Below are 25,963 nucleotides of genomic sequence, written 5' to 3' on the forward strand. Positions count from 1 at the left end.
TGATAAATCACAGTGAAAATATGGCATTTTTGTCTCTAAATTTGACTTAAATTTTTATAAAAAATCGTTTTTTTTTTTTTTTTTTTTTGTATGTGGCTTAAACTATGGTAAAATAGGATTTTGCATTGAGTGAGAAAATTTGAAACAGTTGCTTTTTAAAGATCTTTTGTAAAAATTTTAGCTAAAATTAAACCTAATAAAATCTTATCAACTTTAATAAATTTTGATAAATATTTGTTCCTCAAATTTTCACCTTAATTTACTTGCTTTTATAATGAAAAATCAAATTTTTGTTAATTGCATAAAATTTAGTTAAGCTAAACTTTTTTACACACAACCTTTATGAGGACTTTGACAAACTTAGAGGGTTTTTTACCTTTAAATAAAGACTTCTTACAAAGTGAGGGCTTAAAAGGCGAAGTGAAAAATACTTTAAAAATTCTCTTATATTTGGCAAAATTTGAGAACAAAATTTTGTTTTTAATAGTCGTTAATTTAACAAGCCCTTGATTTAAGTTTAATTGAGCCTTTTGCAAATAGTCCTTGTAAGGCTAAATTTAAACTTGAATTTAAACTAAACCTAGTTTAAATCAAAGCCCTTTTTAATTTAAGATAGCCTTCAAAATACCCTTTGTTTCCAAAAAGTTTCCATCTGCTCTTATACTTTGGCTCAAATTTAAAGATTAAGGAGACAAAATGAAGTTTAATGTAGCAGCACTTACACTCGCTTTTAGCGGTTTTTTAGCAGCCCAAGCAGCCGAGCTTAAAATCGCAGGCTCATCGACAGTATATCCCTTTACTAGCTTTGTGGCTGAGGAATATGCCATTACAAAGAAGGTGAAAACCCCCATAGTTGAAAGCTTAGGAACAGGTGGAGGCTTTAAGGTCTTTTGTGAGGGTAAGACGGACATCTCAAATGCCTCTCGTCCCATAAAATCAAGCGAATTTGAAACTTGTCAAAAAAATGGAGTAAACGAGATAGTAGGCGTTATGGTAGGTTATGACGGCATAGTTTTAGCTCAAAATAAAGCAAATGCACCCATAAATATCAAGCTTGAGCATCTATTTTTAGCCCTTGCAAAGGAAGTGCCTCAAAATGGCAAACTAGTTGCAAACCCCTACACAAAGTGGAGCGATATAGATAAATCCTTGCCAAATAGAAAGATCTCAATATATGGACCCCCATCAAGTTCAGGCACCAGAGACACTGTGGAGGAGCTTGTTTTAAGTAAAATTTCTGCTAAATTCACAGAATACGGCTCTCAGCAAGGAAAATACAAAACCATTCGTCAAGACAGTGCCTACATACCAAGCGGAGAAAATGATAATCTCATAGTAAGTAAGCTTACAGCTGATAAAAATGCCTTTGGACTCTTTGGATATGGCTTTTTAGCAGGCAATAAAGACAAGATTAATGCTGTAAACATAGACGGTATAGCTGCTAGCGAGGAGAGCATTTCTCAGGGCAAGTATGAGTTAGCAAGAAGCCTTTTTATCTATTTAAATGCTAAAAACAAAGAGGTCTTAGACTTTGCTAATTTATATATGAGCGATGATTTGGCTAGTTTAGGAGGAGAGCTTTCAAAGATCGGACTTGTCCCACTTAGTAGCAAGGATCTAAAAGCTATGCAAACTCATATCAAAAAAGCTACTCGTTTAAACACCAAGCTAGTGAATTCAGGCAAGGTATTTTAACCACTTAGGATTTATCAGCTTGGATTAACAGTTGATAAATCCTAGCAATATTTTTCCCACTTTTTATACATTTTCAGCAAAAATTTATCTTATTTTTATTATAATATTAAATTAATTGTGTTATAATTAAAAGAAAATAAATTATTAACAAAGGAGTTCTTTTGTTTAAGGAAAATGTCAGAGAGAATGCTATAGCTGTCTTGGTTTTTTTCATTTGTGCTGTTTGTTTTTATATATGGGGCTATTATTATGTGCCTGATCATCATATGATCTTGTTTATACTAGCTAGCACCTTTGGCGTTTTTATGGCTTTTAACATAGGTGGAAATGATGTTGCAAATTCCTTTGGCACTAGCGTTGGAGCAAAGACAGTTACCATTAAACAAGCCTTAATCATAGCTGCTGTTTTTGAGCTAAGTGGGGCTGTATTTGCTGGTGGGGAGGTAACTAAGACCATAAGAAGTGGGATAGTTGTCTTTCCTGATGATCTAAATCCTATGCTCTTCGTGTTGATTATGCTCTCAGCCCTTTTAAGCTCTGGGGTTTGGATCTTCATAGCCACCAAAAAAGCCCTACCCGTTTCTACAACGCATAGCATAGTAGGTGGGATAGTTGGTGCTAGTATGACCATGGGCTTTATACAGTTTAGCGGAACTGATACTCTTTCTATGGTAAATTGGGCTGAGATGGGCAAGATCGCCTCAAGCTGGGTGCTTTCTCCTCTTTTAGGAGGCATTGCTTCTTATCTCATCTTTGCTTATATACACAAAAAAATTCTAACCCCTTCTGATTCTTTAGGAGAAAAGCTTAAAGAGCTTAAGGCTAGCAAAAAAGAATTCAAAGAAGAATTTTTTGCAAACATAAAGCAAATGCCACAAAGTGAGCAAGTAAAAGAACTTAGTGCCATAGTCTTAGATGATGAGGAGGAAAGAGAAAAAAGCTTTTATAAAAAGAAGATGAAAGAGTATAAGGAAAAGGAAAAAGAACTTGATGTCTTTGCTGCTGCTAAGAAGCATATACCCTTTATAGGTTGTGTTGGAGCTGTGATTATCGCCTCTATGCTTTTATTTAAGGGACTTGATAAGGTAAGCACCCTTAGTCTAGCACAAAATGTGTGGATCATCTTCATAATAGGCACTCTCACTTATATAATCACCTACGCCGTGGTTACCATAGTTCGCAAAACAGAGCTAAACAAAACCATAGATAGAATTTTCTCTTGGTTTCAAATTTTTACAGCCTCTGCCTTTGCCTTTTCTCACGGAGCAAATGACATAGCCAACGCACTTGGACCCTTTGCGGCTATACTTGATGTCTTTAAAAATGGGGTTATTAATCCATCCACCCCTGTGCCCTTTGTGGTTATGATCATGTTTGGTGTTTCTTTAGTTGTTGGACTTTGGTTTTTGGGAAAAGAGGTCATAGGCACTGTTGGTTCAAAGCTTGCTGAAATTCGCCCAACCACAGGCTTTTCAGCTGAGCTAGGTGCTACCATTATAATCTTACTTGCCACAAAGCTTGGCATACCTGTAAGTTCTACTCACATACTCATAGGAGCTGTTTTAGGGATAGGAGTTTATGGCAAGAGTGCAAATTGGAGCATAATGAAGCCCATAGGCTTGGCTTGGGTTATAACCTTGCCTGCTGCTGGGCTTTTAGCAAGTGGGACCTTTTTAATCTTTAAGTTCATCTTGGAGCTCTAAAACAGAGGCTATGAGTTCAAGGGGGTTTTTAAACAAAACCCCAGTCTTTTGATGCTCTAAGGCATTTGAAATTTGCATTCTACACGCTGAGCACTCAGCACTCACTATACTAGCACCGCTTTCTTTGATGTCTATTGCCTTTTTTATGCCTACCTTTAAGGCTAGATCAAAATGATTTGTTTGCATACTAACCCCACCAAAGCCACAGCAAGTATCAAGTTCTTTTAACTCAACAAGCTTAAAATTTGCCTTAAGCAAAGTTCTTGGTTCCTTAAACACGCCTTGCATCTTTCTTGCGTGGCAAGGATCATGGTAGGTTACAAGTAGCTCACTTTTGCCCTTGCTTTGAAGTAGATCTAATAGTTTTGTTTGACTGTAAAAATACTTTGTAGCCAGACAAATTCGACCAGCTACTGCCTTTGCCCTTTTAGCCCACTCGCTTTGGCCATTTAGCTCAAAAAAATGCTCATAATCTACATTTAACATAGCAGAACAAGTAGCCTCAGGCACTATTATAACCTCTAAGTTTTCAAGCTTTTTTTCAAAATAAACTATGTTTTTTTTGGCTAGCCTTGCTGAGTTATCAAAATCACCGGTGAAGTATTGAGGAGCACCACAGCAAGACTGTTCTTTTAAAAGATCCACATTTATCTTTAATTCCTTGGCTATTTTTAAAACCGCCAAAGCCGTTGCTGTGTAGGCGTAATTTGAAAGGCAGCCCACAAAAAGCCCTATGCTTTTATCCCCTCCATTATCTATGAAGCTAGGCTGGGTATTTAAAAAGCTTTTTTTGGTAAAAGAGAGTAAAAATCTTCCCCTTTTTATTAAAGGCAAAGTAAATCTAGCCCTCATACCTAAATTCTTATGAAGTTTGCCGTTTTTATCTACATTTTCAAAGCTATTGGCACCTTGAATTTTAAATCCACAGCTTTGAAAAACATAGCCAAATTTTGCTACAAGATCCATGATCTTTCTCTTGCCAAGCAAAAAAAAGGCTAATCTCTTATACCAAGCTATTTTGTATTTTTTAGCTAGCTCAAAGCGAATGCCCTCAATGGCACTATCCACACGAATTCCAGTAGGACAAGCTTGAACGCAGTTAGTGCATAAAAAGCAAGATTCAAAGATCTTTTTTGCATTTTTATCAAGATCAAGCTCACCCTCTCTAACAGCAGCAATTAGATCCAAAAAGCCCCTAGGGCTTGTGGTCTCATCGGCATTTATGTCGTGTATGGTGCAAACTGGAACGCATTTTCCACATTTAACACAGGTTCTTGTTATATCTTCGTAGCTCATCTTAGACCGTCTTTGAGAAAACTTTTTTTTCTTCGCTAAGTTTTTTCATATATTTATCAAAACACATAGCCAAATTTCTTATCAGCAAAACCCCTGTTTCATTTACCTTTAAGCTATCTTTATCTACTGTGTAAAAATGCTTATACTCGCTTAAAAGCTCTAAGTCCTTTCTAAAATACTCAAAAAAACTCACCCCAAACCTAGCTTCTACACCCTTAATATCAAGGCTAAAATTTGCCATCAAACTCATTATAACAGCCTTTCTAAGCTCATCATCAAAATCAAGCAAAATCCCTCTTTCAAAGGGCAAAGAGCCATTATCAATGGCATTTTCATAGCTTGGCATATCCTTGAAATTTTGTGCGTAATGCCTTTGCCCCTCTCCTATGCTTGTTAAGCCTATGCCAAGTAGATCAGCTCCTTTTTTTGTGGTATAGCCTTGAAAATTTCTATGCAAACTGCCATTTTTAAGAGCCTTAAAAAGCTCATCGTCTTTTTTTGCAAAATGATCCATCCCCACCATCTCATAGCCATTTTCACCTAAAAAATGCTCGCAAAATTCTAAAATTTCAAGCTTGATATTGGGTCCGGGCAGATCCTTTTCATTGAATTTTCTCATATTTTTTTTAAGCCAAGGCACATGGGCATAGCTAAAAATCGCAAATCTATCAGGATCAAGCTCTAAGCCCTTTTTCAAGGTATTTTCAAAGCTTTTAAGACTTTGCAAAGGAAGCCCATAAATTAGATCCATATTTACACTTTTGATGCCATAAGTCCTTACTAAATTCACGGCTTCTTGGGTTAGCTCAAAGGATTGAATTCTATGAATTTCTTTTTGCACCCTCTCATCAAAGTCTTGCACCCCAAAGCTTACACGGTTAAAGCCATTTTCTGTAAGCACCTTTGTTTGTTCCTCATTTAAAAAGCGAGGATCTATCTCACAGCTTAGCTCAGCCTTTTTGTCAAAATTCACAAAAATGCTCTTAATTTTTTCAATAAGCCTTTGAAGCTGATTTGCCGAAAAAAATGTCGGTGTTCCTCCTCCAAAGTGCATTTGAACGACTTTGCGTTTGGTGTTTGTGAATTTTTCAAGTAGATCTAGTTCCTTAAAAAGATATCCCAAATATCTTTCTTTATTTTCATCCTTTGAGGTGTAAATGACATTACAGCCGCAAAAATAACAAGCACTGCGACAAAAGGGCAGATGAAAATAAAGCGATAAATCCTTGCTTTGCTGCCTTAAAATTTGAAGATACTGCTCATAGCTAAAATCCTTACTAAACTCAACAGCAGTAGGATAGCTAGTATATCTTGGTCCTGGCTTAGAAAATTTTACAAAAGCCTTATAATCTCTCACTTTAATAATCCTTGTTGTTTTAAAATATTTCTTTGTTTTTTTGAATTTTTGTGAATTTTCGTTGAAGTCTTATAAAAAATTCACACTTTTTCTAAAAACCTTAAAAAATTCAAGCAAAACATCTAAAAAATTCATAAAATTCCGCAATAAAAACGCCACAGCGAAAATTTACACCTTTTAATGTAAAATCCACAAATTCGTTTAATAGTGTGAATTTTCCGTAAATTTAAAATTTAAGGCACAGAATTTGGAGTTAGAAAATGATTTTTGTGCGTGAAGGCTAGACTAAAAAATGTCTGATAAACGCACAAAAATCATTTTATAGCCCAAAGCCTGGCCAAATTCAAAAATCTCACAAGAAAAACTAAAATTCTCAAAACACACTCAAAACTCACGCACAAATTCAGCTAAATCAACTACCCCTCTAAATTTCCCCTTGACATCATAGCCTCCATATCCACAAAGAGATTAGGATGTTGCATTCTAAGATCGCTTAATAATTTATCCAAATCAATGCTCATCTCCATAAGCCCTCCCTTAGCCTGTCTTTTAATCTCATCCATAGCCACTATCCAAGCATCATTAAAATCAATGGGAATGTGCTGATAAATAGCCTTTTCAAGCCTTAGCTCAAAATTTTCCTTTTGAAGCTGCTTTAAGCCCTCAAGCATATTTTTAAGGCTTGCTATGGATATGACTGTGTGAATTTTATCTTGCTCATCGATTACAAACCAAGGCTCAGGCGCATCCCAATGCCCGCTTTTAAGGCTTAGAGTTTTTTCTTTATCCTTGCTAGCTATTATTTCAAGCACTGTTTGATCGGATTTTTTTATGCCTAAGGAGCTTGAAAATTCATTGATCTTTTCCATAGAAGTGCTTGTTTTTTGTATATCTTTCATCTTGGATCCTTTCAACTTGCTATGTAATTGTAGCACTTTTGTGTTTATCTAAGCTTAACTTGCACAAGAATTTAGCCTACTTTTGTATAATATTAACCTATTTTTAAGCATATTGCGGTTTTGAATTTTAAGGAATTTTATGATTGGCATAGATCTAGGCTCAAATACCCTAAGAGCCATTGAAATGAATGAGGAATTTCAAACTCTTAAAGAGGCTGAGTTTATAATAGGGGCTGCTAAAAATCTAGAAAAAACAGGGCGCATAGAAACTGAGGCTCTTGAAAGATTAAAAAATGCCTTATTTGAGCTTAAAAAGCAAGGCTTTGATCTAAAAAATGCCAACTCAGTAGCCACAGCTGCCTTTCGCAAGGCTAGTAATACAAATGAAATTTTTGAAAATTTAAAGACTGAGTTTGGGATTAAATTTAGGGTGATTGAGGCAAAAGAGGAGGCGAGATTAAGCATTTTGGGTATGAAAAATGCCTTAAAGAAAGTTGGCTTTAAAGAAACTAGGCTTGCTTTTTGTGATTTGGGGGGTGCAAGTTGCGAATTATCCTTTGATAAAGAGCTTCAAAGCTTTGATTTTGGTATCATTTCTTTTTATGAGAGAGTAAGTTCTGTTTTAAATTCAAGCCCTGAATTTAACCTAAAAATTAATAATTTATCTAAGCTTGAAAGAAAAAAGAGAAATAAAATTCAAGCCTTATTTGCAAGAAAAAAGGATAAAAGGCTAAAACTTCATTTTTTATTAGAAGATAAGCTTTTAAGAGCCCTTGCCTTTAAGGCTTTTGAGGAGATTAGGCTAGCAAGAAAGCAGCTAGTGTCATTTAAGGCTAACTTTGTGGTGCTAAATTCTGGTGTGCCAACCACAGTTTCAGCCTTAAAACAGGGCATAAATTATGAGGATTATGAAGCAAGGCTTATTAATGGCAAGTTTTTAAGGAGGGGGGATTTTTTGTTTTGGGGGCTTAAAATTTGGCAAATGAGTAAGGATGAAGCAAATTTAAGGGTAGGTAAAAACCGTAAAAACTATTTAGTTGCTGGGTGTTTTTTGCTTTATGCCTTGTTTGAGAAAGAAAGGCTGGTGGTTGTTGATGAGGGGCTAAGAGAGGGTGCTTGCATAGAGGCTTTAACTCAAATTTAATAGGCTCAAGACAACTTAAGCGGATTTTGGCTTATCAACTTTAATAAATTTTGATAAATATTTTGTCTCAAAATTTTCGTCTTAATTCTGTTTCCTTTAAATGAAGGACAAAATTTTCCTTTTTAATTCCTTTAAACTTGCTTAATCTATGCTTGGCAAAGCCCCAGAAATTCTCAATGCCATTTATGTGATTTGTGCCCTTTGCAAACTCATTTTCCCTATGTCTTACTCTATAACTTTGCTCCTTCTCGCAAAGGGACGAGTGTGTAGCACGAAGTAAAAAAACTGGTGTTTTCTTGCCAGCCCCACGCCCACGCTTGGCACGAACACGCTTTGCACCGAAATAACTATCATCTATTTCGATCTCGCATTTTTGAAATTTTTTCACATTCTTTAAGGATTAAAATTCTAATATTTTTGATTATTTTATTGATGCTTTGGCAAGAATTGTTGCTTAATTTTGCAATTTTAGAGGCTTTAATATCAAGGCTTCCCCAAAAGTTACGAGTGTAACGAAGTAAAAAAATACTTTACAATTCTTTAAATTTAGCCTCTGAAATTTTGAAACGATTGATATACTTATTTTTCATCGCTGTAATCATAACTTAAAACTCCTTTATTTGAACTTAAGTTGTCTTGAGCCATTTAATATTTAAATTCTGTATTTAAAGGCATTTTAATTTTATACAAGAACATTTTCAAATATACAATTGATACTTTTAGCTAAAATGAGCTAGGATTTTTCCTAAGCCATTTTAATAACATTTTAGACTCAAGATATTTTAATTTGACACAAGATTATTTTAGGGTATAAAGAGCAAAATGAAAAACAAACATATGATTCGCTTCCGAATTTCTGAAAATAAATTTAGGGAAATTTTGAAGTATTTCGCCCTTGATTTAGAGGCGAAAAAAATCGCCGAAATTTGCAAAATTTCTCGTACTTGTGTGAATAGAATTTTGCGTGAAATTCGCATTTTAATAGCCAAAGAGTGCGAAAAAATCTCAGCGGTGAAATCGAAGTTGATAAAAGTTATTTTGGAGCAAGGCGTGTGCGTGGTAAGCGTGGGCGTGGAGCTGGTTGCAAAACGCCTGTGTTTGGAATGCTAAAATGCAATCGCACGAGTTTATACGCAGGTCGTCAAGCATTGCTCTGCCAAAGAGCTACTACCTATCATAAGAGACTTTGCAAAGCTTAAAGAAAGTGAAATTTACAGCGACAGCCTCAAAGCTTATGATAGCTTGGTGGATTTTTTGCTTCGTTTCGTCTTGCAACTGCGTAGTAGAAGGAGCAAAGGCACATTATAGGGTAAAACACTCTAAAAATGAGTTTGCAAATGGACATAATCACATCAACGAAATTGTGAATTTCTAGGGATTTGCAAAGTTTCGACTTGCTAAATTTCGTGGGATAAAAAAAGAAAATTTTGTCCTTCATTTAAAAGAAACAGAATTAAGACAAAAAATTTGGGACAAAATCTTTATCAAATTTTATTAAAGTTGATAAGGGAAAATCCTATTAGAGTATCTTGAGCCAAAAATAGATATATGATACATTTTCCAATTTCGCCAAATCTAAGGGAAAGGTATTTTTTACTTCCTTACACTCCTTCTCTTGCAAGAAACCTTGATTTAGAGGCAAAAAACGCTTAATTTTGCAAAATAACTTCTGCTTGTGCTAATAGAGTTTTGTAAGAACTTTGAATTTTAACCCTTAAAGAGTGTGCAAATCAGCAAAACGAAGTTTTGTTAGACAACAAGCAAAATTTTTTTAGAAAATTAGCACTGAGCTTGAAGTTAATAAAAGTTACTTTTTGTTTCCTTGCGCTAGCAACTGCGTAATAGAAATGGCTAGCAAAGTGCGTTAGCGTGGAGCTGACAAAGACACCTGTGTTTTTATTTCGCGTTACGCTTCTTGCAACTTTGTAAGAATAAACAAAGGCACAAGACTTTGTAAAATATAGTGCAAATGAATTTGCAAAGACATAAAATCGTATCAATGAAATTGTGAATATTTTTGTTTTATGCTTACACACTCACAACTGCAAACACGCAACTGTAAGCAAAAAGGTCCTTGCAAAATTTAAATGTGCTCAATTTCGTAAAATTAAGAAAGAAAATCGTGTCCTTCATTTAAAAAAATTCATTAAGACTAAACATTTAAGGCAATATTCTCATCACAATTTATTAAGATTGATAAGCCAAAATTTATTAAGATTGATAAGCCAAAATCCTGTTAAAGTATCTTAAACCAATGCTATTAGCAAATTTCAAGGCTAAGTTCTGTTTTAAGCCCTATGGTTTTTATATCAATTAGCCTTAAATTTGAGGGAAGATTTTGAATTAAATCCTCATTTGTCTTAGCCTTGCAAAGTGCTGCCTTTTTAAGTAAGATGCCCCTATAAGCCTTTGCAAAATGACTAACAACCCTGCCTTTTTTTAAAAATTTATAAGAACTAAAAGGGCTTTTAATCTTATAAAATTTCTCATAAAAACCAGCCCTTAAATCAATGATCTCCTCATCCTTTAAAAACCCATCTAGCACCTTGCTAAAATGGGTATTGTAAAATTTTTCTACACTAAATGAGCCAAGTTTCGCACCTTGCTTGAATTTATAGTTACAAAGCTCATCTGTTGCTAGAATGGGACCAAAAAGATTAGAAAAAATAAGGGTGTTTTCAAGCACATAAGACTTAGCCTCTTCATCTAATGCTTGAAAATTAAGATGCTTAAAGGCTACTCCGTTATATCTTTCAATGGCTTTGCAAGTTGGGCTTTTAAGGGGATCCTTTTGAAATTTTTTCACCTCTTTTTCATCCTTTAATTCAAAAAAAGCCTTGCATTCTTCTAAATTCAAGCCTTCAATAAAATCCTTATAAATTTTAAGCACCTCAAGCCTTTTATCAAAAAGCTCCTCAAAGATAAAAGAATTTTTAGAAAGAGGAGGCAAGGTGCCTAACTCGCTCTTGGATTCACTTGGAGAAAAAAGTATCTTCACTGTCTTATCCTTTGAATTTTACGCATAATTATAACAAGAAAATACAAAGCCCAAAGAATGAAATACTCAGTCAAAGAATTTCAATGATAAATTCACGCAAAGACGTGAATTTTTAAGTAAATACTATTTAGAATATTTAGAATATTTAGAATATTTAGAATATTTAGAATATTTAGAATATTTAGAATATTTAGTTTTTAAGGCTTTTAATTTTAGTTTTGCTTTGAATTTTCCTTGCAACTGTTCTTTTTACAAAAGCTGTACTTTTTACAAAATGAAGGCTTTTAAAATTTTAAAACAAAAAACGATAAATTTAGTAAAATTCACAGTTTATAATTTTATAATAAGGAAAGTTAAATTTATAAAAAAGCTATATTTTCCTTGACAAGCTTAGCTTTTTTGGATATAATCATAGTTTCATTTTTGCTGGTTTAGCTCAGTTGGTAGAGCAACTGCCTTGTAAGCAGTAGGTCGGGAGTTCGAGTCTCTTAACCAGCTCCATTATTTTCAATCAGTGTTTGACCAGAGATATATGGTGCTGGGTGAGTTACTCAAGTGGCCAACGAGGGCAGACTGTAAATCTGCTGGCTTTCGCCTTCCGTGGTTCGAATCCACGACTCACCACCATTGCGGGAGTAGCTCAGTTGGCTAGAGCATCAGCCTTCCAAGCTGAGGGTCGCGGGTTCGAGCCCCGTTTCCCGCTCCATTTATGAATTTAAAGAGGATAAACTGGGAGCTGTTTTTACCGACACAGTTTGTTTATCTTCCCTCATTTAGCGTTGTCTATTTACTTGTAATTTTTCTGAGCGCTCGTATGGCTCAGAGGTAGAGCACTCCCTTGGTAAGGGAGAGGTCGCGGGTTCAAGTCCCGCTATGAGCTCCATTTTTTGCAAAGATTATGAGAATTTAGATTTATTAAAAACTTCACTTTTTCGGAGGATTAAAATGGCAAAGGAAAAATTTTCACGCAACAAACCACACGTGAATATAGGAACCATAGGTCACGTAGATCATGGTAAAACAACCTTGACAGCAGCTATTTCTGCTGTTTTATCAAGAAAGGGCTTGGCTGAGTTAAAGGATTATGACAACATAGACAATGCTCCTGAGGAAAAAGAAAGAGGCATCACAATAGCCACCTCACACATAGAGTATGAGACTGAAAAAAGGCATTATGCGCATGTGGATTGCCCTGGGCATGCTGATTATGTTAAAAATATGATCACAGGTGCAGCACAAATGGACGGAGCGATCTTGGTTGTATCAGCTGCTGATGGTCCTATGCCTCAAACAAGGGAGCATATCTTGCTTTCTCGTCAGGTTGGTGTGCCTTATATAGTTGTTTTTATGAATAAGGCTGATATGGTTGATGATGCAGAGCTTTTAGAGCTTGTTGAGATGGAAATTAGAGAGCTTTTAAGTAGCTATGATTTTCCTGGTGATGATACTCCTATTATTAGTGGTTCAGCACTTAAAGCACTTGAAGAAGCAAAGGCAGGGCAAGACGGTGAATGGTCTGCAAAGGTTATGGAGCTTATGAATGCCGTTGATGATTACATTCCTACTCCAAAACGCGACACAGACAAGGACTTTTTGATGCCAATTGAAGATGTATTTTCTATCTCAGGGCGAGGAACTGTTGTAACAGGTAGGATTGAAAAGGGGCTAGTTAAGGTAGGAGATACCATAGAAATAGTAGGTATCAAAGATACTCAAACCACCACAGTTACAGGCGTTGAGATGTTTAGAAAGGAAATGGATCAAGGCGAGGCAGGCGATAATGTCGGTGTGCTTTTGCGTGGTACCAAAAAAGAAGAGGTTATGCGTGGTATGGTTCTAGCAAAGCCTAAGTCAATTACCCCTCACACTGAATTTGAGGCTGAGGTTTATATACTCAACAAAGACGAGGGCGGACGCCACACTCCATTTTTCAACAACTACCGTCCGCAGTTTTATGTTAGAACCACAGATGTAACAGGTTCTATTAAATTAGCTGAGGGCACAGAGATGGTTATGCCAGGTGAAAATGTGAGCATTACAGTTTCTCTTATCTCTCCTGTGGCACTTGAAGATGGCACTCGCTTTGCTATTAGAGAAGGCGGACATACTGTTGGTTCAGGCGTTGTATCTAAGATAGTTAAATAAATATATGTCAAGCTTTATGCTTGACATACATTAAGGATAAAAGATGAGAGTGAAGATTGGCTTAAAATGTGAAGAAAGTGGCGATATAAATTACAGCACTTACAAAAATAACAAAAATACAACTGAAAAATTAGAGCTAAAAAAATATTGCCCAAGGCTTAACAAACATACTATTCACAAAGAGGTAAAATTAAAAAGCTAGAAACTTTGGATAAAATTTAGCCCTTAAATTTACTTTAAAGCTTAGTTTGTGGGCTAAATTTTTTCTTGCTAGATTTTTAAGATTTTTAGCTAAATTTATAAGCCTTGTGAATTTTAGCCTTACGCTTTGTGAATTTTTAGCTTAGATTGAATTTTTTGTAGCTTAGCTTTGCAAGGTGTTTTATTGAAATATTAGGTGCTTGTTAAAGACAAGCTTAGAGGACAAGAGTTAGGACTGTAGCTCCAACGGTAGAGCGCCGGATTCCAAATCCGATGGTTGGGGGTTCGAATCCCTCCGGTCCTGCCAAAATTAAGGTAAGAGTATGAAGAATCTAATAGCTTATGTTAAATTGTCAAAGGCAGAGCTTTCAAAGGTTATCTTTCCTATGAAAGAACAGGTGAGAAATGCCTACATCACAGTTTTTGTGGTAGTAACTGTGGTCGCTTTGTTTTTGGCTTTGGTGGATTGGATCATGAGTTCTAGCATTTCCTTGGTAGTAAGATAGGACAGTTATGGATAAGTATAAATGGTACGCCATTCAAACTTACGCAGGTAGCGAAATGGCAGTGAAAAGAGCCATTGAGAATTTAATCAAAGACATAGGCATAAGCGAGCGTTTGCAAGAGCTTGTGGTGCCTACTGAGGATGTGATTGAGTTTAAAAATGGCAAGGAAAAGATAAGTCCAAGATGCCTTTACTCAGGCTATGTCTTTGCCCATCTTGACTTGGACATAGATCTTTGGCATAAAATTCAATCCCTACCAAAGGTTTCTCGTTTCATAGGCGAGAGTAAAAAGCCAACCCCACTAAGCGAAAAGGACATTAAGCTTATCTTAGAAAAGGTGCAAAACAAGGCAGCTCCAAAGCCCAAGATCTCTTTTGAAGAAGGGGAAAGCGTTCGCATAGTCGAGGGTCCTTTTGCAAATTTTACAGCCATAGTTGAAGAATATGACATGGTTCGAGGCTCACTTAAACTTAATGTATCTATTTTTGGACGCTCTACCCCTGTTGAGATCTTGTATTCTCAGGTTGAAAAGATTATATAGAAAGGAAAAAAGATGGCAAAAAAAGTTGTCGGAGAAATAAAACTTCACATCGCAGCAGCCAAGGCAAATCCTAGTCCGCCTGTGGGTCCTGCACTAGGACAACAAGGTGTAAATATAATGGAATTTTGCAAGGCTTTTAATGAAAAAACAAAGGATATGGCTGGCTTTAACATACCTGTTGTAATCACCGTTTATGCAGATAAAAGCTTTACCTTCATAACAAAGCAGCCTCCTGCAACGGATTTAATCAAAAAAGCAGCAGGCATACAAAAAGGCACTGATAATCCTCTTAAAAACAAGATCGCCAAGCTTAGCAAAAAGCAGATCTTAGAGATAGTTGATAAAAAAATAGCAGATCTAAACACCAAGGACAAGGAACAAGCCGCTAAGATCATAGCAGGTTCTGCTCGTTCTATGGGCGTTGAGATTGTGGATTAAGGAATTTAAATGTCAAGTAAGAGATTAAAGGAATTATCCTCAAAGATTGATAGCACAAAGGATTATGCCCTTGTTGAAGCTATAGAGGTGGTAAAAAATCTCGCTTCGGCAAAATTTGACGAGACAGTTGAAATCGCATTAAAATTAAATGTCGATCCTCGCCACGCAGATCAAATGGTGCGTGGCTCTGTGGTACTACCTGCTGGCACTGGAAAAAAGGTGCGAGTTGCAGTAATCGCAAAGGACGCACAAGCTGATGCAGCCAAAAACGCAGGAGCTGACATAGTAGGAAGCGATGAGCTTATTGAGGACATTCAAAAGGGTAGTATAAATTTTGATGTTTTGATCGCAACTCCAAATTTAATGGGGCTTGTAGGAAAGGTGGGGCGAATTTTAGGACCCAAAGGACTTATGCCAAATCCCAAAACAGGTACAGTTACTATGGACGTAGCACAAGCTGTTAATAACGCAAAAAGCGGACAGGTGAATTTTCGCGTAGATAAGCAAGGCAACATACACGCAGGGCTTGGCAAGGTGAGCTTTTCAAAAGAGCAGTTAAATGATAATATCAGTGCCTTTGTAAAAGCTATAAACAAGCACAAGCCAGCCACGGCAAAGGGTCGTTACATTAAAAACGCAGCTTTGTCCTTAACAATGAGTCCTTCTGTAAGCCTTGAAACGCAGGAGCTTTTGGATTTAAAATAGACTTTTGTTTTTTTGTAATGCGTGAATTTTGGGCTGAATTTGCTGAATTTTTGGGTTAAAATTCAGCGAAAATTCACGCAATGTTAAAAAATGTGAATTTTTTATTTGAAGTTGTTGAATTTTTTGTTAATTTTGCAAAAAGTTCACGGAAAGTGTCGTCATTGTGAGGCGGTTTATCGCCGAAGCAATCCATTATCTAAGAACTGCGTTTTAAATTATGGATTGCTTAGCTTTGCTGGTGCAAATCTCGCAATGACGGCGTAAGGTTTGTAAAGATTTTAAGATAAAGGCTAGGAAATTTAGGTTTTTTAGCCCTTATCTTAGATTAGAGATAGTGTGAGGTTTAAGGCTTAATTGGGTTGATTTAGAGGCGAAATTTAGTTTTTAGCTGTGTGAGTGTTAGCTTAACTTTGAATAAATTCTAAAAATTCACAGTCTCATAAAAATTAAACTTAATTCATACAAGGGATTTAAATTTAGCATAAAGACCTTGGGTGAATTTAAGTCTCTTTTGATTTAAAGCTTGTTTTAAAATTCATAGCTTTTTGAGTTTTATTAAATTTTAAATCATAAGGACAAGGTCCTTGAAATTCAACCCTCTCCACTTGAAATCACTAGTCGGAAAGGAGAAATATGACTAGAAGCGAAAAGGTGCAGATTATAGCTGAGCTTGAGACTGAATTTAAAGCAAGTGAAGCCATAGTGGTGTGCAACTACAAGGGACTTAGCACAAAAAAGCTTGAGGTTTTAAGAAACAATGCCAAGGAAAATGAAGTAAGGGTTCAGATCATAAAAAACACCCTTGCTAACATAGCCCTTAAAAAGGCTAATAAAGAAGGCTTAGAGCTTAAGGATACTAATATCTTTATCTGGGGCAAGGATCAGCTTAGTGTTTCAAAGATAGCATCTAAGTTTGAGGATGACAACGAGCTTTTTGAGATTAAAGCAGCCCTTATTGAGGATCAGATAGCAGATCTAGCCAAGGTAAAAGCCCTTGCTAAGATGCCATCTCGCAACGAGTTGCTTGCAATGTTATTGCAGGTTTGGAATGCTCCGTTACAAAATTTTGTCATCGGACTAAATGCTTTAAAAGCAAAAAAAGAATCAGAAGGATAAAAAATGGCAGTATCTAAAGAAGATGTTTTAGAATATATCTCAAATTTAAGTGTTTTAGAGCTTTCTGAGCTTGTGAAAGAATTTGAGGAAAAATTTGGAGTTTCAGCTGCTCCTGTTGTAGTAGCTGGTGGAGGTGGCGGCACAGCAGCAGCTGCGGCTGAGGAAAAAACCGAATTCAATGTGGTCTTGCTTGAAAGTGGGGCAAAGAAGATCGAGGTTATCAAAGTTGTTAGATCCTTAACAGGACTAGGACTTAAAGAAGCAAAAGATGCTGTGGAGCAAACTCCTTCCGTGCTTAAAGAGGGCGTTAGCAAGGAGGATGCAGAAGCAGCCAAAAAGCAACTCGAAGATGCAGGAGCAAAATGCGAGTTAAAATAGTTTTTTTAGAGCTATTTAAAACTATTTCAAACGGATCCTAAATTTAGGATCCTTCTTTTACACTACCAAGATGCGAGGCACAAAATGCGAAACACACAGTTTTCTCAAAATAGACTAAGAATTGATTTTTCAAATTTATCAACTTCCATTGACATACCAAATCTTTTGCAATTACAAAAAAAGAGTTTTGATTATTTTTTAAATATTAATAATAACGGCGAAAGTGGCATAGAAAAGGTATTTAAAAGCATTTTTCCCATACATGATCCACAAAATAGACTAAGCTTAGAATATGTAAGCTCTCAAATCGGAAAGCCCAAATACACAGTGCGTGAGTGTATGGAGCGTGGGCTTACCTATGCTGTGAATTTAAAGATGAAAATTCGCCTTACCTTGCACGAAAAGGACGATAAAACAGGCGAAAAAATAGGCATAAAGGACATAAAAGAACAAGAGATTTTTATAAGAGAGCTTCCTCTTATGACAGATAGAATTTCTTTTATTATAAACGGAGTTGAAAGGGTGGTGGTAAATCAACTTCACAGAAGCCCCGGGGTGATTTTCAAAGAAGAAGAAAGCACCACAGTTGCAAACAAGCTAGTTTATACCGCTCAAATTATCCCAGATAGAGGCTCTTGGCTTTATTTTGAATACGACACCAAAGATGTGCTTTATGTTCGCATAAACAAGCGCCGTAAAGTGCCTATAACTATGCTTTTTAGGGCTTTGGGCTACAAAAAACAAGACATTATCAAGCTTTTTTATCCAACCCAAACCATACACATAAAAAAGGATAAATTTTTCATTGAATTTAGACCTGAGGACTTTATGGATAGGATTGAATTTGATATAAAAGACGAAAAGGGTGAGCTTATCTTGCAAAGTGGCAAACGCCTTACAAAGAAAAAAGCAGATCAGCTCATTCAAGCTGGACTAAAATGGGTTGAATACCCACTTGAAATCCTTACAAACCGCTATCTTGCAAGGCCTGTCTTTGATAAAAATGGCGAAATGCTTTATGATTCTTTAACCTTGCTAGAAGAAAACAAGTTAGCCAAAATCAAGGATAATCTCACTAGTTTTGACATAGCAAATGATTTAGCAGCTGAGGTTGATGCGGCTATTATTAATTCTTTTTTGCAAGATAATGAGACCCTAAGAAGCTTAAAGCAAAGTGAGCGCATAGAGGATGAAAATGATCTAGCTGCCATTCGCATTTACAAGGTAATGAGACCTGGTGAGCCTGTGGTAAAGGATGCTGCAAAAAGCTATGTAAATGATTTGTTTTTTAATCCAGAACGTTACGATTTAACGAAGGTTGGGCGAATGAAGATGAATCATAAGCTTTCCTTAACCGTGCCTGAGTATATAACTGTTCTTACAAACGAGGACATTATCAAAACCGCAAAGTATCTTATAAAGGTAAAAAACGGCAAGGGACGTATCGATGATAGAGATCATTTGGGAAACCGCCGCATTCGCTCCATAGGTGAGCTTTTAGCAAATGAGTTGCACCTAGGCCTTGCCAAAATGCAAAAGGCTATAAGGGATAAATTCACAGCACTTAGCACGGATTTAGACAAGGTAATGCCCTATGATTTAATCAATCCAAAGACCATAACCACAACCATACTTGAATTTTTTACAGGAGGGCAACTTAGCCAGTTTATGGATCAAACAAATCCTCTAAGCGAAATCACTCACAAACGCCGTCTTTCAGCACTTGGCGAGGGTGGCATCGTAAAAGAAAGGGCTGGCTTTGAGGTTAGGGATGTGCATACTACGCATTACGGTCGCATTTGTCCTGTGGAAACGCCAGAAGGTCAAAACATAGGGCTTATCAATACCCTTGCTACTTATGCAAAGGTTAATGACTTAGGCTTTGTTGAAGCACCTTATAAAAAGGTAGAAAAGGGCAAGGTTTTAAACGAAACCGTGTATCTAACAGCTACTCAAGAAGAAGGACTTGTGATCGCCCCTGCTTCTACAAGGCTTGATAGTAAGGGGCTTATAATGGATGATTTTGTCGAGGCAAGGCAAGACGGAGAAACCATACTCGCAAAGAAAGATGAGGTGAATTTAATCGATTTATGCTCGGGTATGATAGTAGGCGTTACGGCTTCGCTAATACCCTTTTTGGAACACGATGACGCAAATAGGGCGTTAATGGGCTCAAATATGCAACGTCAAGCCGTGCCGCTTCTTACAAGCGAAGCACCAGTAGTTGGCACAGGTATGGAAAAGATTATCGCAAGGGATACTTGGATGGCCATTAAGGCTAAGAGGGCTGGCATAGTTGAAAAGGTGGATAATAAAAATATCTTTGTGCTTGGCGAGGATAAAAATGGTCCCTTTATAGATCATTATTCTATGGAAAAAAATCTCCGCACAAATCAAAATACCGCTTACAATCAACATCCCATAGTCAAAAAGGGCGATAAGATCGAAGTGGGACAAATCATCGCGGACGGCGCAAGTATGGACAAGGGCGAGCTTGCCATAGGCAAAAATGCCCTCATAGCCTTTATGCCTTGGAATGGCTACAATTACGAGGATGCTATTGTTATAAGCGAGAGGATGATAAGAGAGGACACATTTACAAGCGTTCATATCTATGAAAAAGAGGTTGAAGCCCGTGAATTAAAAGACGGCATAGAGGAGATCACAAGGGATCTTCCCAATGTCAAAGAAGAAGACATAGCTCATCTTGATGAAAGTGGCATAGCAAGAATAGGAACGCATATAAGGCCTGGAATGATACTTGTAGGTAAGGTTTCTCCAAAGGGCGAGGTAAAGCCTACCCCAGAAGAGCGGCTTTTAAGGGCTATTTTTGGCGAAAAGGCTGGACATGTGGTAAATAAATCCCTTTACGCCACTGCTAGCTTAGAAGGAGTGGTAGTTGATGTGAAGATTTTTACCAAAAAGGGCTATGAAAAGGATGCTAGAACCATAAAGGCTTATAATGAGGAGAAATTAAATTTAGAAAAAGAATACCACGACCGTCTTTTAATGATGGATAAAGAAGAAACTCTAAGAGTATGTGCCCTACTTGCAAACTCAGCCCTTGTAAGTGAGGCCAAGATAGGCACTAAGAGCTATAAAAAAGGAGCAAAGGTAGAGTTAAAAGAGCTTGAAAAGATCAACCGTTTTGCCTTAAATTCAGTGGTTAAGTCCTACTCAAAAGAGGTGCAAAAAGAGTATGAGGACTTAAAGACACATTTTCAAAACGAAAAGAAGAAACTAAAAGCCGAACACGATGAAAAGCTAGAAATCATCGAAAAGGACGACATCTTGCCAAGCGGAGTTGTAAAGCTTGTAAAAATCTATGTCGCAGCCAAAAGAAAGCTAAAAGTAGGCGACAAAATGGCAGGACGCCACGGTAACAAGGGCATAGTATCAAACATAGTTCCTGAAATGGATATGCCTTATTTGCCAAGTGGCCGCACCATAGACATAGTGCTAAACCCCCTCGGTGTGCCAAGTAGGATGAATATAGGACAGATCCTAGAAAGTCATTTAGGAGTGGTGGGCTTAGAACTAGGGGCTCAAATTCAAGCCATATTTAATAAAAAGCAAAAAAACTTCATAAAAGAATTAAGAGAAAAGATGCTTGATATTTGCTCACTTCCTAGATTTAGCAAGGAGCAAAATTTTGTAAAAAGCCTTGATGATGAGAGCTTGATTTCTTATGCAAGGGATTGGAGCAAGGGAGTAAAATTCGCAGCCCCTGTCTTTGAAGGCACTAGCATAGATGAATTTGCCAAGCTTTTTGAGATGGCAAAGGTCGATATGGACGGCAAAAGCGAGCTTTATGATGGACAAACAGGCGAAAAAATGGCTGAGAGGGTGCATATAGGTTGTATGTATATGCTTAAACTTCACCACCTTGTCGATGAAAAGGTGCACGCAAGAAGCACAGGACCTTACAGCCTAGTTACCCAGCAACCCGTTGGCGGAAAGGCACTTTTTGGAGGGCAAAGATTTGGAGAGATGGAGGTTTGGGCTTTGGAGGCTTACGGCGCAGCACACACCTTGCGTGAAATGCTTACCATAAAATCAGATGATGTTGAGGGTCGTTTTAGCGCTTACAAAGCCTTGACAAAGGGCGAAAATGTGCCAAGTACCGGCATACCAGAAACCTTTTTTGTGCTGACAAACGAGCTTAAATCGCTTGCTTTGGATGTGGAAATTTTTAACGAGGAAAAAAAAGATGAGTAAATTCAAGGTCATTGAGATTAAAGAAGAAAACCGCCCGCGGGATTTTGAAGCCTTTCAACTTCGCCTTGCTAGCCCTGAGAAGATTAAATCTTGGAGCTATGGAGAGGTAAAAAAGCCTGAAACCATCAATTACCGCACCCTAAAGCCCGAACGCGATGGGCTATTTTGTGCGAAAATCTTTGGACCCATAAGGGATTATGAATGCCTTTGTGGTAAATACAAAAAAATGCGTTTTAAGGGCGTAAAATGCGAAAAATGCGGGGTTGAGGTGGCTAGCTCAAAGGTTCGCCGCTCTCGTATGGGGCATATTGAGCTAGTTACGCCAGTAGCTCACATTTGGTATGTAAATTCCTTGCCCTCACGCATAGGCACGCTTTTAGGCATAAAGATGAAGGATTTAGAAAGGGTGCTTTATTATGAAGCCTACATAGTTGAAAGCTCAGGCGATGCCTACTATGACAACGAGGGTAGCAAAAAGGTCGAGGTTTGCGATGTCTTAAACGAGGAGCAGTATCAAAGCCTTATGCAAAGATATGATGGCTTTAAGGCTAGGATGGGCGGCGAGGCTATTTATGACTTGCTTAAAAATTTAGACCTTGTCGAGCTTTTAAACAAGCTCAAAGAGGAAATGAGCCTAACAAACAGCGAGGCAAAGAAAAAAACCATCATCAAAAGGCTAAAGGTAGTTGAGAATTTCTTAAATTCAAACTCTGCTGATAGCGATGATAATGTAGCTAATCGCCCTGAGTGGATGATGATTACAAATTTGCCTGTGCTGCCCCCTGATTTGCGTCCCTTGGTTGCACTCGATGGTGGCAAATTTGCAGTTAGCGATGTAAATGATTTATACCGCAGAGTGATTAACCGCAACACACGCCTTAAAAGGCTTATGGAGCTTGACGCGCCAGAGATTATCATACGAAATGAAAAAAGAATGCTTCAAGAGGCTGTGGATGCTTTATTTGATAATGGACGCCGTGCAAATGCTGTAAAGGGTGCAAACAAACGTCCTTTAAAATCATTAAGCGAGATTATCAAGGGTAAGCAAGGAAGATTTCGTCAAAATTTGCTAGGAAAAAGGGTGGATTTTTCAGGACGAAGTGTCATTGTCGTAGGACCAAAGCTTAAAATGGATGAGTGTGGTTTGCCGAAAAAAATGGCACTTGAACTCTTTAAGCCTCACTTACTTGCAAAGCTTGAGGAAAAGGGCTATGCTACCACTGTTAAGCAGGCTAAAAAGATGATAGAAAGCCGCACAAACGAGGTGTGGGAGTGTTTAGAAGAGGTTGTCAAGGGACACCCTGTGCTTTTAAACCGCGCTCCCACGCTTCACAAGCTATCCATTCAAGCCTTTCATCCCATTTTAGTGGAGGGCAAGGCTATTCAGCTGCACCCACTTGTCTGTGCTGCCTTTAATGCGGACTTTGATGGGGATCAAATGGCAGTTCACGTGCCTTTAAGCCAAGAAGCCATTGCCGAGTGTAAGATTTTAATGCTCTCATCTATGAATATCCTTTTGCCTGCAAGTGGCAAGTCAGTAGCAGTTCCAAGCCAAGATATGGTTTTGGGGATTTATTATCTAAGCCTTGAAAAAAGCGGGGTTGTTGGTTCGCATAAAATTTGCACAGGAATTGACGAGGTGATGATGGCTATAAATTCAAATTGCCTTGACATACACGCTAGCATTCAAACCGTCATTGATGGTCGCAAAATTAAAACCACAGCAGGACGGCTTATAATCAAGTCCATTTTGCCTGATTTTGTGCCTGAGTTTATGTGGAATAAAATCTTAAAGAAAAAAGACATAGCCGCACTTGTGGATTTTGTTCATAAGCAAGGAGGTCTAGGCATTACGGCAAATTTCTTGGATAAGCTTAAAAATTTAGGCTTTGAATACGCCACAAAGGCAGGAATTTCCATATCTATTGCAGACATCATCGTGCCAAATGAAAAGGAAAAAGAAATCACAGCTGCTAAAAAGCAGGTGCAAAGCATTCAAAACTCTTTCAATCAAGGCTTAATCACAGCAAGCGAACGCTACAACAAAATCATCGACATTTGGAAACGCACAAACAATGTGCTTTCAAAGGAAATGATGAATTTGGTGCAAAAGGATAAAGAGGGCTTTAATTCTATTTATATGATGGCAGATAGTGGCGCGCGTGGCTCAGCGGCTCAAATCTCTCAGCTTGCTGCTATGCGTGGGCTTATGGCAAAGCCTGATGGCTCGATTATCGAAACGCCCATTATCTCAAATTTCCGCGAGGGCTTAAATGTGCTTGAATACTTCATCTCAACCCACGGTGCAAGAAAGGGACTTGCTGATACCGCACTTAAAACCGCAAATGCTGGCTATCTCACGCGAAAGCTCATCGATGTGGCTCAAAATGTCAAAATCACCATAAGCGATTGTGGCACTCACGAGGGGGTTGAGATTAACGAAATCACAGCGGACGGTGCGATTGTAGAAGCACTTGATGAGAGAATACTTGGCAGGGTTTTGGCTGAGGATATAATCGATCCCATAACAAATGAAACTTTGTTTGCAGAAGGCACTTTGATGGACGAGGACAAGGTAAGGGTGCTAGCAGAAAGCAATATAAAAAGCGTAAATATCCGCACCCCCATTACTTGCAAGGCTAAAAAGGGCATTTGTGCAAAATGCTATGGCATAAATTTAGGCGATGGCAAACTAGTAAAGCCCGGCGAAGCAGTAGGCATCATCTCAGCTCAAAGTATAGGCGAGCCTGGAACGCAACTCACACTTCGCACCTTTCACAGCGGAGGCACAGCAAGCACGGATTTACAAGATAGGCAAGTCATCGCTCAAAAAGAGGGCTTCATAAGATTTTACAATCTTAGCACCTACACAAACAAAGAGGGCAAAAACATAGTCGCAAACCGCCGCAATGCTGGGATTTTGCTTGTAGAACCACGCATTAAAGCACCCTTTGACGGGGTCATTAACATAGAAAGCATACACGAGGATGTCATAGTTAGCATTAAGGGAGACAAGGACGAGGTAAAATTCACGCTTCGCAAATACGACATAGCAAAGCCCAACGAGCTAGCAGGCGTTAGCGGAAACATAGGCGGCAAGTTTTATCTGCCCTATCAAAGCAAGGACAAGGTAAAGCAAGATGAAAGCGTGGTTGAGGTCATCAAAGAGGGCTGGAATGTCCCAAACCGCATACCTTATGCAAGTGAAATTCTAGTTGAAGACGGTGCGCCTGTGGTGCAAAATATCAAGGCTGGAGAGGCTGGCACTTTGAAATTCTACATACTCAAAGGGGACGGACTTGATAGAATTCGCAATGTCAAAAAGGGCGATGTAGTCAAGGAAAAGGGCTTTTTTGTGGTAATTGCCGATAAAAACGACAGAGAAGCAAAACGCCACTACATACCAAGGGAGTCTGTCATTGAATTTAACGATAGTGCGGTGATAGAGGATAAAGACGCCATCATCGCAAGTGCGCCCAAAAAGGAAAAAACCGTCATTGCCGAGTGGGATCCTTACAACAACGCCATAATCGCTGAAAATGACGGAGAAATTAGCTTTGAGGACATAGAAATAGGCTATTCAGCAGATGAGCAAATCGATGAAGCCACAGGAAAAAGCTCTCTTGTTATTAACGAGTATTTGCCAAGTGGGGTTCGCCCTGCTTTAATCCTTACAAGCAAAGGCGGCAAAAGCTCTCGCTACTTGCTTGAAGCAAGGGCTGTTATCAATGTAAATGATGGGGACAAGGTCTCAAAGGCTGATATTTTAGCAAAAATTCCAAAGGCAGTTACGAAGTCAAAGGACATTACGGGTGGTTTGCCCCGTGTTAGTGAGCTTTTTGAGGCTAGAAAGCCCAAAAACGCAGCTGTGATTGCTGAGATAGACGGCACCGTTCGCTTTGATAAGTCTATGCACCTAAAAGAACGCATAGTCATTGAGGCTGAGGATGGCTCTGTTGTGGAGTATCTCATCAACAAAAGCCGCAACATTCAGGTGCGAGATAAAGAATTCATACACGCAGGCGAAAAGCTCACAGACGGCGTCATTTCAAGCCACGATGTGCTTAAAATTCTAGGCGAAAAGGCACTTCATCACTATCTAATCAGCGAAATTCAGCAGGTGTATCGCGGACAAGGCGTTGTGATTTCAGACAAGCACATTGAGGTCATCATATCTCAAATGTTAAGGCAGGTTAAAATCGTAGATAGTGGCGACACTAAATTCATCATCGGTGATTTCATATCTCGTAGGAAATTCAGGGAGGAAAATGAAAGGGTGATGGCACTTGGAGGCGAGCCAGCTATAGCTGAGCCTGTTTTGCTAGGCGTTACAAGGGCTGCCATAGGAAGCGATAGTGTCATCTCATCTGCTTCTTTTCAAGAAACCACAAAGGTGCTTACAGAAGCTAGCATAGCGGGTAAATTTGATTATTTAGAGGACTTAAAAGAAAATGTTATCTTAGGACGAATGATACCCGTTGGCACAGGGCTTTATAATGAGCAAAGACTTAGGCTTAAAGAAAATGAGGACTAAGCTTGACAAAAATTTGTCAAGCTCTTAGCCTCTTTGCTAGGTTTAAAACAGAGTAAATTAAGAGCTTAAAGATCTTTTTGCTGTTTATT

The 25,963-nt window shown here is 38.0% G+C and carries 17 protein-coding genes, 5 tRNA genes and 2 pseudogenes; 19 read left to right on the plus strand and 5 right to left on the minus strand.

Annotated elements, in window-relative coordinates; translation table 11 throughout:
• Nucleotides 1–696: 696 nt before the first annotated feature.
• Together DMC01_RS01605 and DMC01_RS01610 are read left to right on the plus strand one after the other, a co-directional pair.
• The gene (locus DMC01_RS01605) at nt 697–1,695 is read left to right on the plus strand and encodes a PstS family phosphate ABC transporter substrate-binding protein (RefSeq protein ID WP_142692555.1); all 999 of its coding nucleotides are present in this window, start codon (nt 697–699) and stop codon (nt 1,693–1,695) included.
• A gap of 161 nt (nt 1,696–1,856) precedes the next feature.
• Complete coding sequence (locus DMC01_RS01610; RefSeq protein ID WP_246058941.1) at nt 1,857–3,398, plus strand: inorganic phosphate transporter; 1,542 nt, start codon at nt 1,857–1,859, stop codon at nt 3,396–3,398.
• Here DMC01_RS01610 and DMC01_RS01615 read toward each other — a convergent pair.
• The 3 genes from DMC01_RS01615 to DMC01_RS01625 form a co-directional block, all read right to left on the minus strand.
• Complete coding sequence (locus DMC01_RS01615) at nt 3,369–4,694, minus strand: (Fe-S)-binding protein (RefSeq protein ID WP_142692556.1); 1,326 nt, start codon at nt 4,692–4,694, stop codon at nt 3,369–3,371. The two genes, DMC01_RS01610 and DMC01_RS01615, sit on opposite strands and share 30 nt — an antisense overlap.
• 1 nt (nt 4,695) lies before the next feature.
• The gene (hemN, locus tag DMC01_RS01620; protein WP_142692557.1) at nt 4,696–6,051 is read right to left on the minus strand and encodes an oxygen-independent coproporphyrinogen III oxidase; all 1,356 of its coding nucleotides are present in this window, start codon (nt 6,049–6,051) and stop codon (nt 4,696–4,698) included.
• Nucleotides 6,052–6,467: 416 nt separating this feature from the next.
• The gene (locus DMC01_RS01625) at nt 6,468–6,950 is read right to left on the minus strand and encodes a DUF2603 domain-containing protein (protein WP_142692558.1); all 483 of its coding nucleotides are present in this window, start codon (nt 6,948–6,950) and stop codon (nt 6,468–6,470) included.
• A gap of 139 nt (nt 6,951–7,089) precedes the next feature.
• On the opposite strand from DMC01_RS01625, the gene DMC01_RS01630 reads away from it, so the two are divergent.
• Entirely contained in the window at nt 7,090–8,094 is a 1,005-nt protein-coding gene (locus DMC01_RS01630; protein ID WP_142692559.1) for a Ppx/GppA phosphatase family protein, read from the plus strand.
• Nucleotides 8,095–8,099: 5 nt separating this feature from the next.
• On the opposite strand, the pseudogene DMC01_RS01635 reads toward DMC01_RS01630, so the two are convergent.
• Nucleotides 8,100–8,696, minus strand: a pseudogene (locus DMC01_RS01635) (IS1595 family transposase).
• Nucleotides 8,697–8,916: 220 nt separating this feature from the next.
• Between DMC01_RS01635 and DMC01_RS01640 the strand changes: the two are divergent.
• Nucleotides 8,917–9,627 (plus strand): annotated as a pseudogene (locus tag DMC01_RS01640) (IS1595 family transposase).
• Between the two features lie 727 nt (nt 9,628–10,354).
• On the opposite strand, the gene DMC01_RS01645 reads toward DMC01_RS01640, so the two are convergent.
• The gene (locus DMC01_RS01645) at nt 10,355–11,092 is read right to left on the minus strand and encodes a YaaA family protein (protein ID WP_142692560.1); all 738 of its coding nucleotides are present in this window, start codon (nt 11,090–11,092) and stop codon (nt 10,355–10,357) included.
• A gap of 425 nt (nt 11,093–11,517) precedes the next feature.
• On the opposite strand from DMC01_RS01645, the gene DMC01_RS01650 reads away from it, so the two are divergent.
• The 15 genes from DMC01_RS01650 to rpoC all read left to right on the plus strand — a co-directional run bounded on the left by DMC01_RS01650 (nt 11,518) and on the right by rpoC (nt 25,874).
• Nucleotides 11,518–11,593: transfer RNA gene (locus tag DMC01_RS01650), tRNA-Thr, on the plus strand.
• Nucleotides 11,594–11,633: 40 nt separating this feature from the next.
• A tRNA-Tyr gene (locus DMC01_RS01655) sits at nt 11,634–11,719 on the plus strand.
• Nucleotides 11,720–11,721: 2 nt separating this feature from the next.
• Nucleotides 11,722–11,798 (plus strand) — tRNA-Gly (locus tag DMC01_RS01660).
• A gap of 102 nt (nt 11,799–11,900) precedes the next feature.
• A tRNA-Thr gene (locus DMC01_RS01665) sits at nt 11,901–11,975 on the plus strand.
• A gap of 62 nt (nt 11,976–12,037) precedes the next feature.
• A complete protein-coding gene (gene tuf, locus DMC01_RS01670; RefSeq protein ID WP_142692561.1) occupies nt 12,038–13,237 on the plus strand; it encodes an elongation factor Tu in 1,200 nt (399 codons plus the stop codon).
• A 43-nt stretch (nt 13,238–13,280) separates the two neighbouring features.
• A complete protein-coding gene (gene rpmG, locus DMC01_RS01675) occupies nt 13,281–13,439 on the plus strand; it encodes a 50S ribosomal protein L33 (RefSeq protein WP_142692562.1) in 159 nt (52 codons plus the stop codon).
• Nucleotides 13,440–13,669: 230 nt separating this feature from the next.
• Nucleotides 13,670–13,745, plus strand: a tRNA-Trp gene (locus tag DMC01_RS01680).
• A 16-nt stretch (nt 13,746–13,761) separates the two neighbouring features.
• A complete protein-coding gene (gene secE / locus DMC01_RS01685) occupies nt 13,762–13,944 on the plus strand; it encodes a preprotein translocase subunit SecE (protein WP_142692563.1) in 183 nt (60 codons plus the stop codon).
• Nucleotides 13,945–13,951: 7 nt separating this feature from the next.
• Nucleotides 13,952–14,485 carry a transcription termination/antitermination protein NusG gene (gene nusG, locus DMC01_RS01690; RefSeq protein WP_142692564.1) on the plus strand — a complete coding sequence of 178 codons (534 nt, stop codon included), beginning with the start codon at nt 13,952–13,954 and terminating at the stop codon, nt 14,483–14,485.
• A 12-nt stretch (nt 14,486–14,497) separates the two neighbouring features.
• On the plus strand, nt 14,498–14,923 hold the full coding sequence (rplK, locus tag DMC01_RS01695; protein WP_142692565.1) for a 50S ribosomal protein L11: 426 nt from the start codon (nt 14,498–14,500) through the stop codon (nt 14,921–14,923).
• A 9-nt stretch (nt 14,924–14,932) separates the two neighbouring features.
• The gene (gene rplA / locus DMC01_RS01700) at nt 14,933–15,628 is read left to right on the plus strand and encodes a 50S ribosomal protein L1 (RefSeq protein WP_142692566.1); all 696 of its coding nucleotides are present in this window, start codon (nt 14,933–14,935) and stop codon (nt 15,626–15,628) included.
• Nucleotides 15,629–16,261: 633 nt separating this feature from the next.
• Complete coding sequence (gene rplJ / locus DMC01_RS01705) at nt 16,262–16,744, plus strand: 50S ribosomal protein L10 (protein WP_142692567.1); 483 nt, start codon at nt 16,262–16,264, stop codon at nt 16,742–16,744.
• A gap of 3 nt (nt 16,745–16,747) precedes the next feature.
• Entirely contained in the window at nt 16,748–17,122 is a 375-nt protein-coding gene (gene rplL, locus DMC01_RS01710) for a 50S ribosomal protein L7/L12 (RefSeq protein WP_142692568.1), read from the plus strand.
• An 84-nt stretch (nt 17,123–17,206) separates the two neighbouring features.
• On the plus strand, nt 17,207–21,340 hold the full coding sequence (gene rpoB, locus DMC01_RS01715; protein ID WP_142692569.1) for a DNA-directed RNA polymerase subunit beta: 4,134 nt from the start codon (nt 17,207–17,209) through the stop codon (nt 21,338–21,340).
• Entirely contained in the window at nt 21,333–25,874 is a 4,542-nt protein-coding gene (rpoC, locus tag DMC01_RS01720; RefSeq protein WP_142692570.1) for a DNA-directed RNA polymerase subunit beta', read from the plus strand. The genes rpoB and rpoC overlap by 8 nt, the downstream gene beginning before the upstream one ends.
• Nucleotides 25,875–25,963 lie beyond the last annotated feature (89 nt).

The organism is Campylobacter troglodytis, from assembly GCF_006864425.1.
GTDB classification, from domain to species: domain Bacteria; phylum Campylobacterota; class Campylobacteria; order Campylobacterales; family Campylobacteraceae; genus Campylobacter_D; species Campylobacter_D troglodytis.

Coding starts and splice junctions, on each gene's coding strand:
- DMC01_RS01605 (WP_142692555.1), top strand. CDS start 697: ATGAAGTTTAATGTAGCAGCACTTACACTCGCTTTTAGCGGTTTTTTA.
- nusG (WP_142692564.1), top strand. CDS start 13,952: ATGGATAAGTATAAATGGTACGCCATTCAAACTTACGCAGGTAGCGAA.
- rplK (WP_142692565.1), top strand. CDS start 14,498: ATGGCAAAAAAAGTTGTCGGAGAAATAAAACTTCACATCGCAGCAGCC.
- rpoC (WP_142692570.1), top strand. CDS start 21,333: ATGAGTAAATTCAAGGTCATTGAGATTAAAGAAGAAAACCGCCCGCGG.
- DMC01_RS01615 (WP_142692556.1), bottom strand. CDS start 4,694: ATGAGCTACGAAGATATAACAAGAACCTGTGTTAAATGTGGAAAATGC.
- rpoB (WP_142692569.1), top strand. CDS start 17,207: ATGCGAAACACACAGTTTTCTCAAAATAGACTAAGAATTGATTTTTCA.
- rplJ (WP_142692567.1), top strand. CDS start 16,262: ATGACTAGAAGCGAAAAGGTGCAGATTATAGCTGAGCTTGAGACTGAA.
- rpmG (WP_142692562.1), top strand. CDS start 13,281: ATGAGAGTGAAGATTGGCTTAAAATGTGAAGAAAGTGGCGATATAAAT.
- DMC01_RS01630 (WP_142692559.1), top strand. CDS start 7,090: ATGATTGGCATAGATCTAGGCTCAAATACCCTAAGAGCCATTGAAATG.
- DMC01_RS01625 (WP_142692558.1), bottom strand. CDS start 6,950: ATGAAAGATATACAAAAAACAAGCACTTCTATGGAAAAGATCAATGAA.
- secE (WP_142692563.1), top strand. CDS start 13,762: ATGAAGAATCTAATAGCTTATGTTAAATTGTCAAAGGCAGAGCTTTCA.
- rplA (WP_142692566.1), top strand. CDS start 14,933: ATGTCAAGTAAGAGATTAAAGGAATTATCCTCAAAGATTGATAGCACA.
- tuf (WP_142692561.1), top strand. CDS start 12,038: ATGGCAAAGGAAAAATTTTCACGCAACAAACCACACGTGAATATAGGA.
- rplL (WP_142692568.1), top strand. CDS start 16,748: ATGGCAGTATCTAAAGAAGATGTTTTAGAATATATCTCAAATTTAAGT.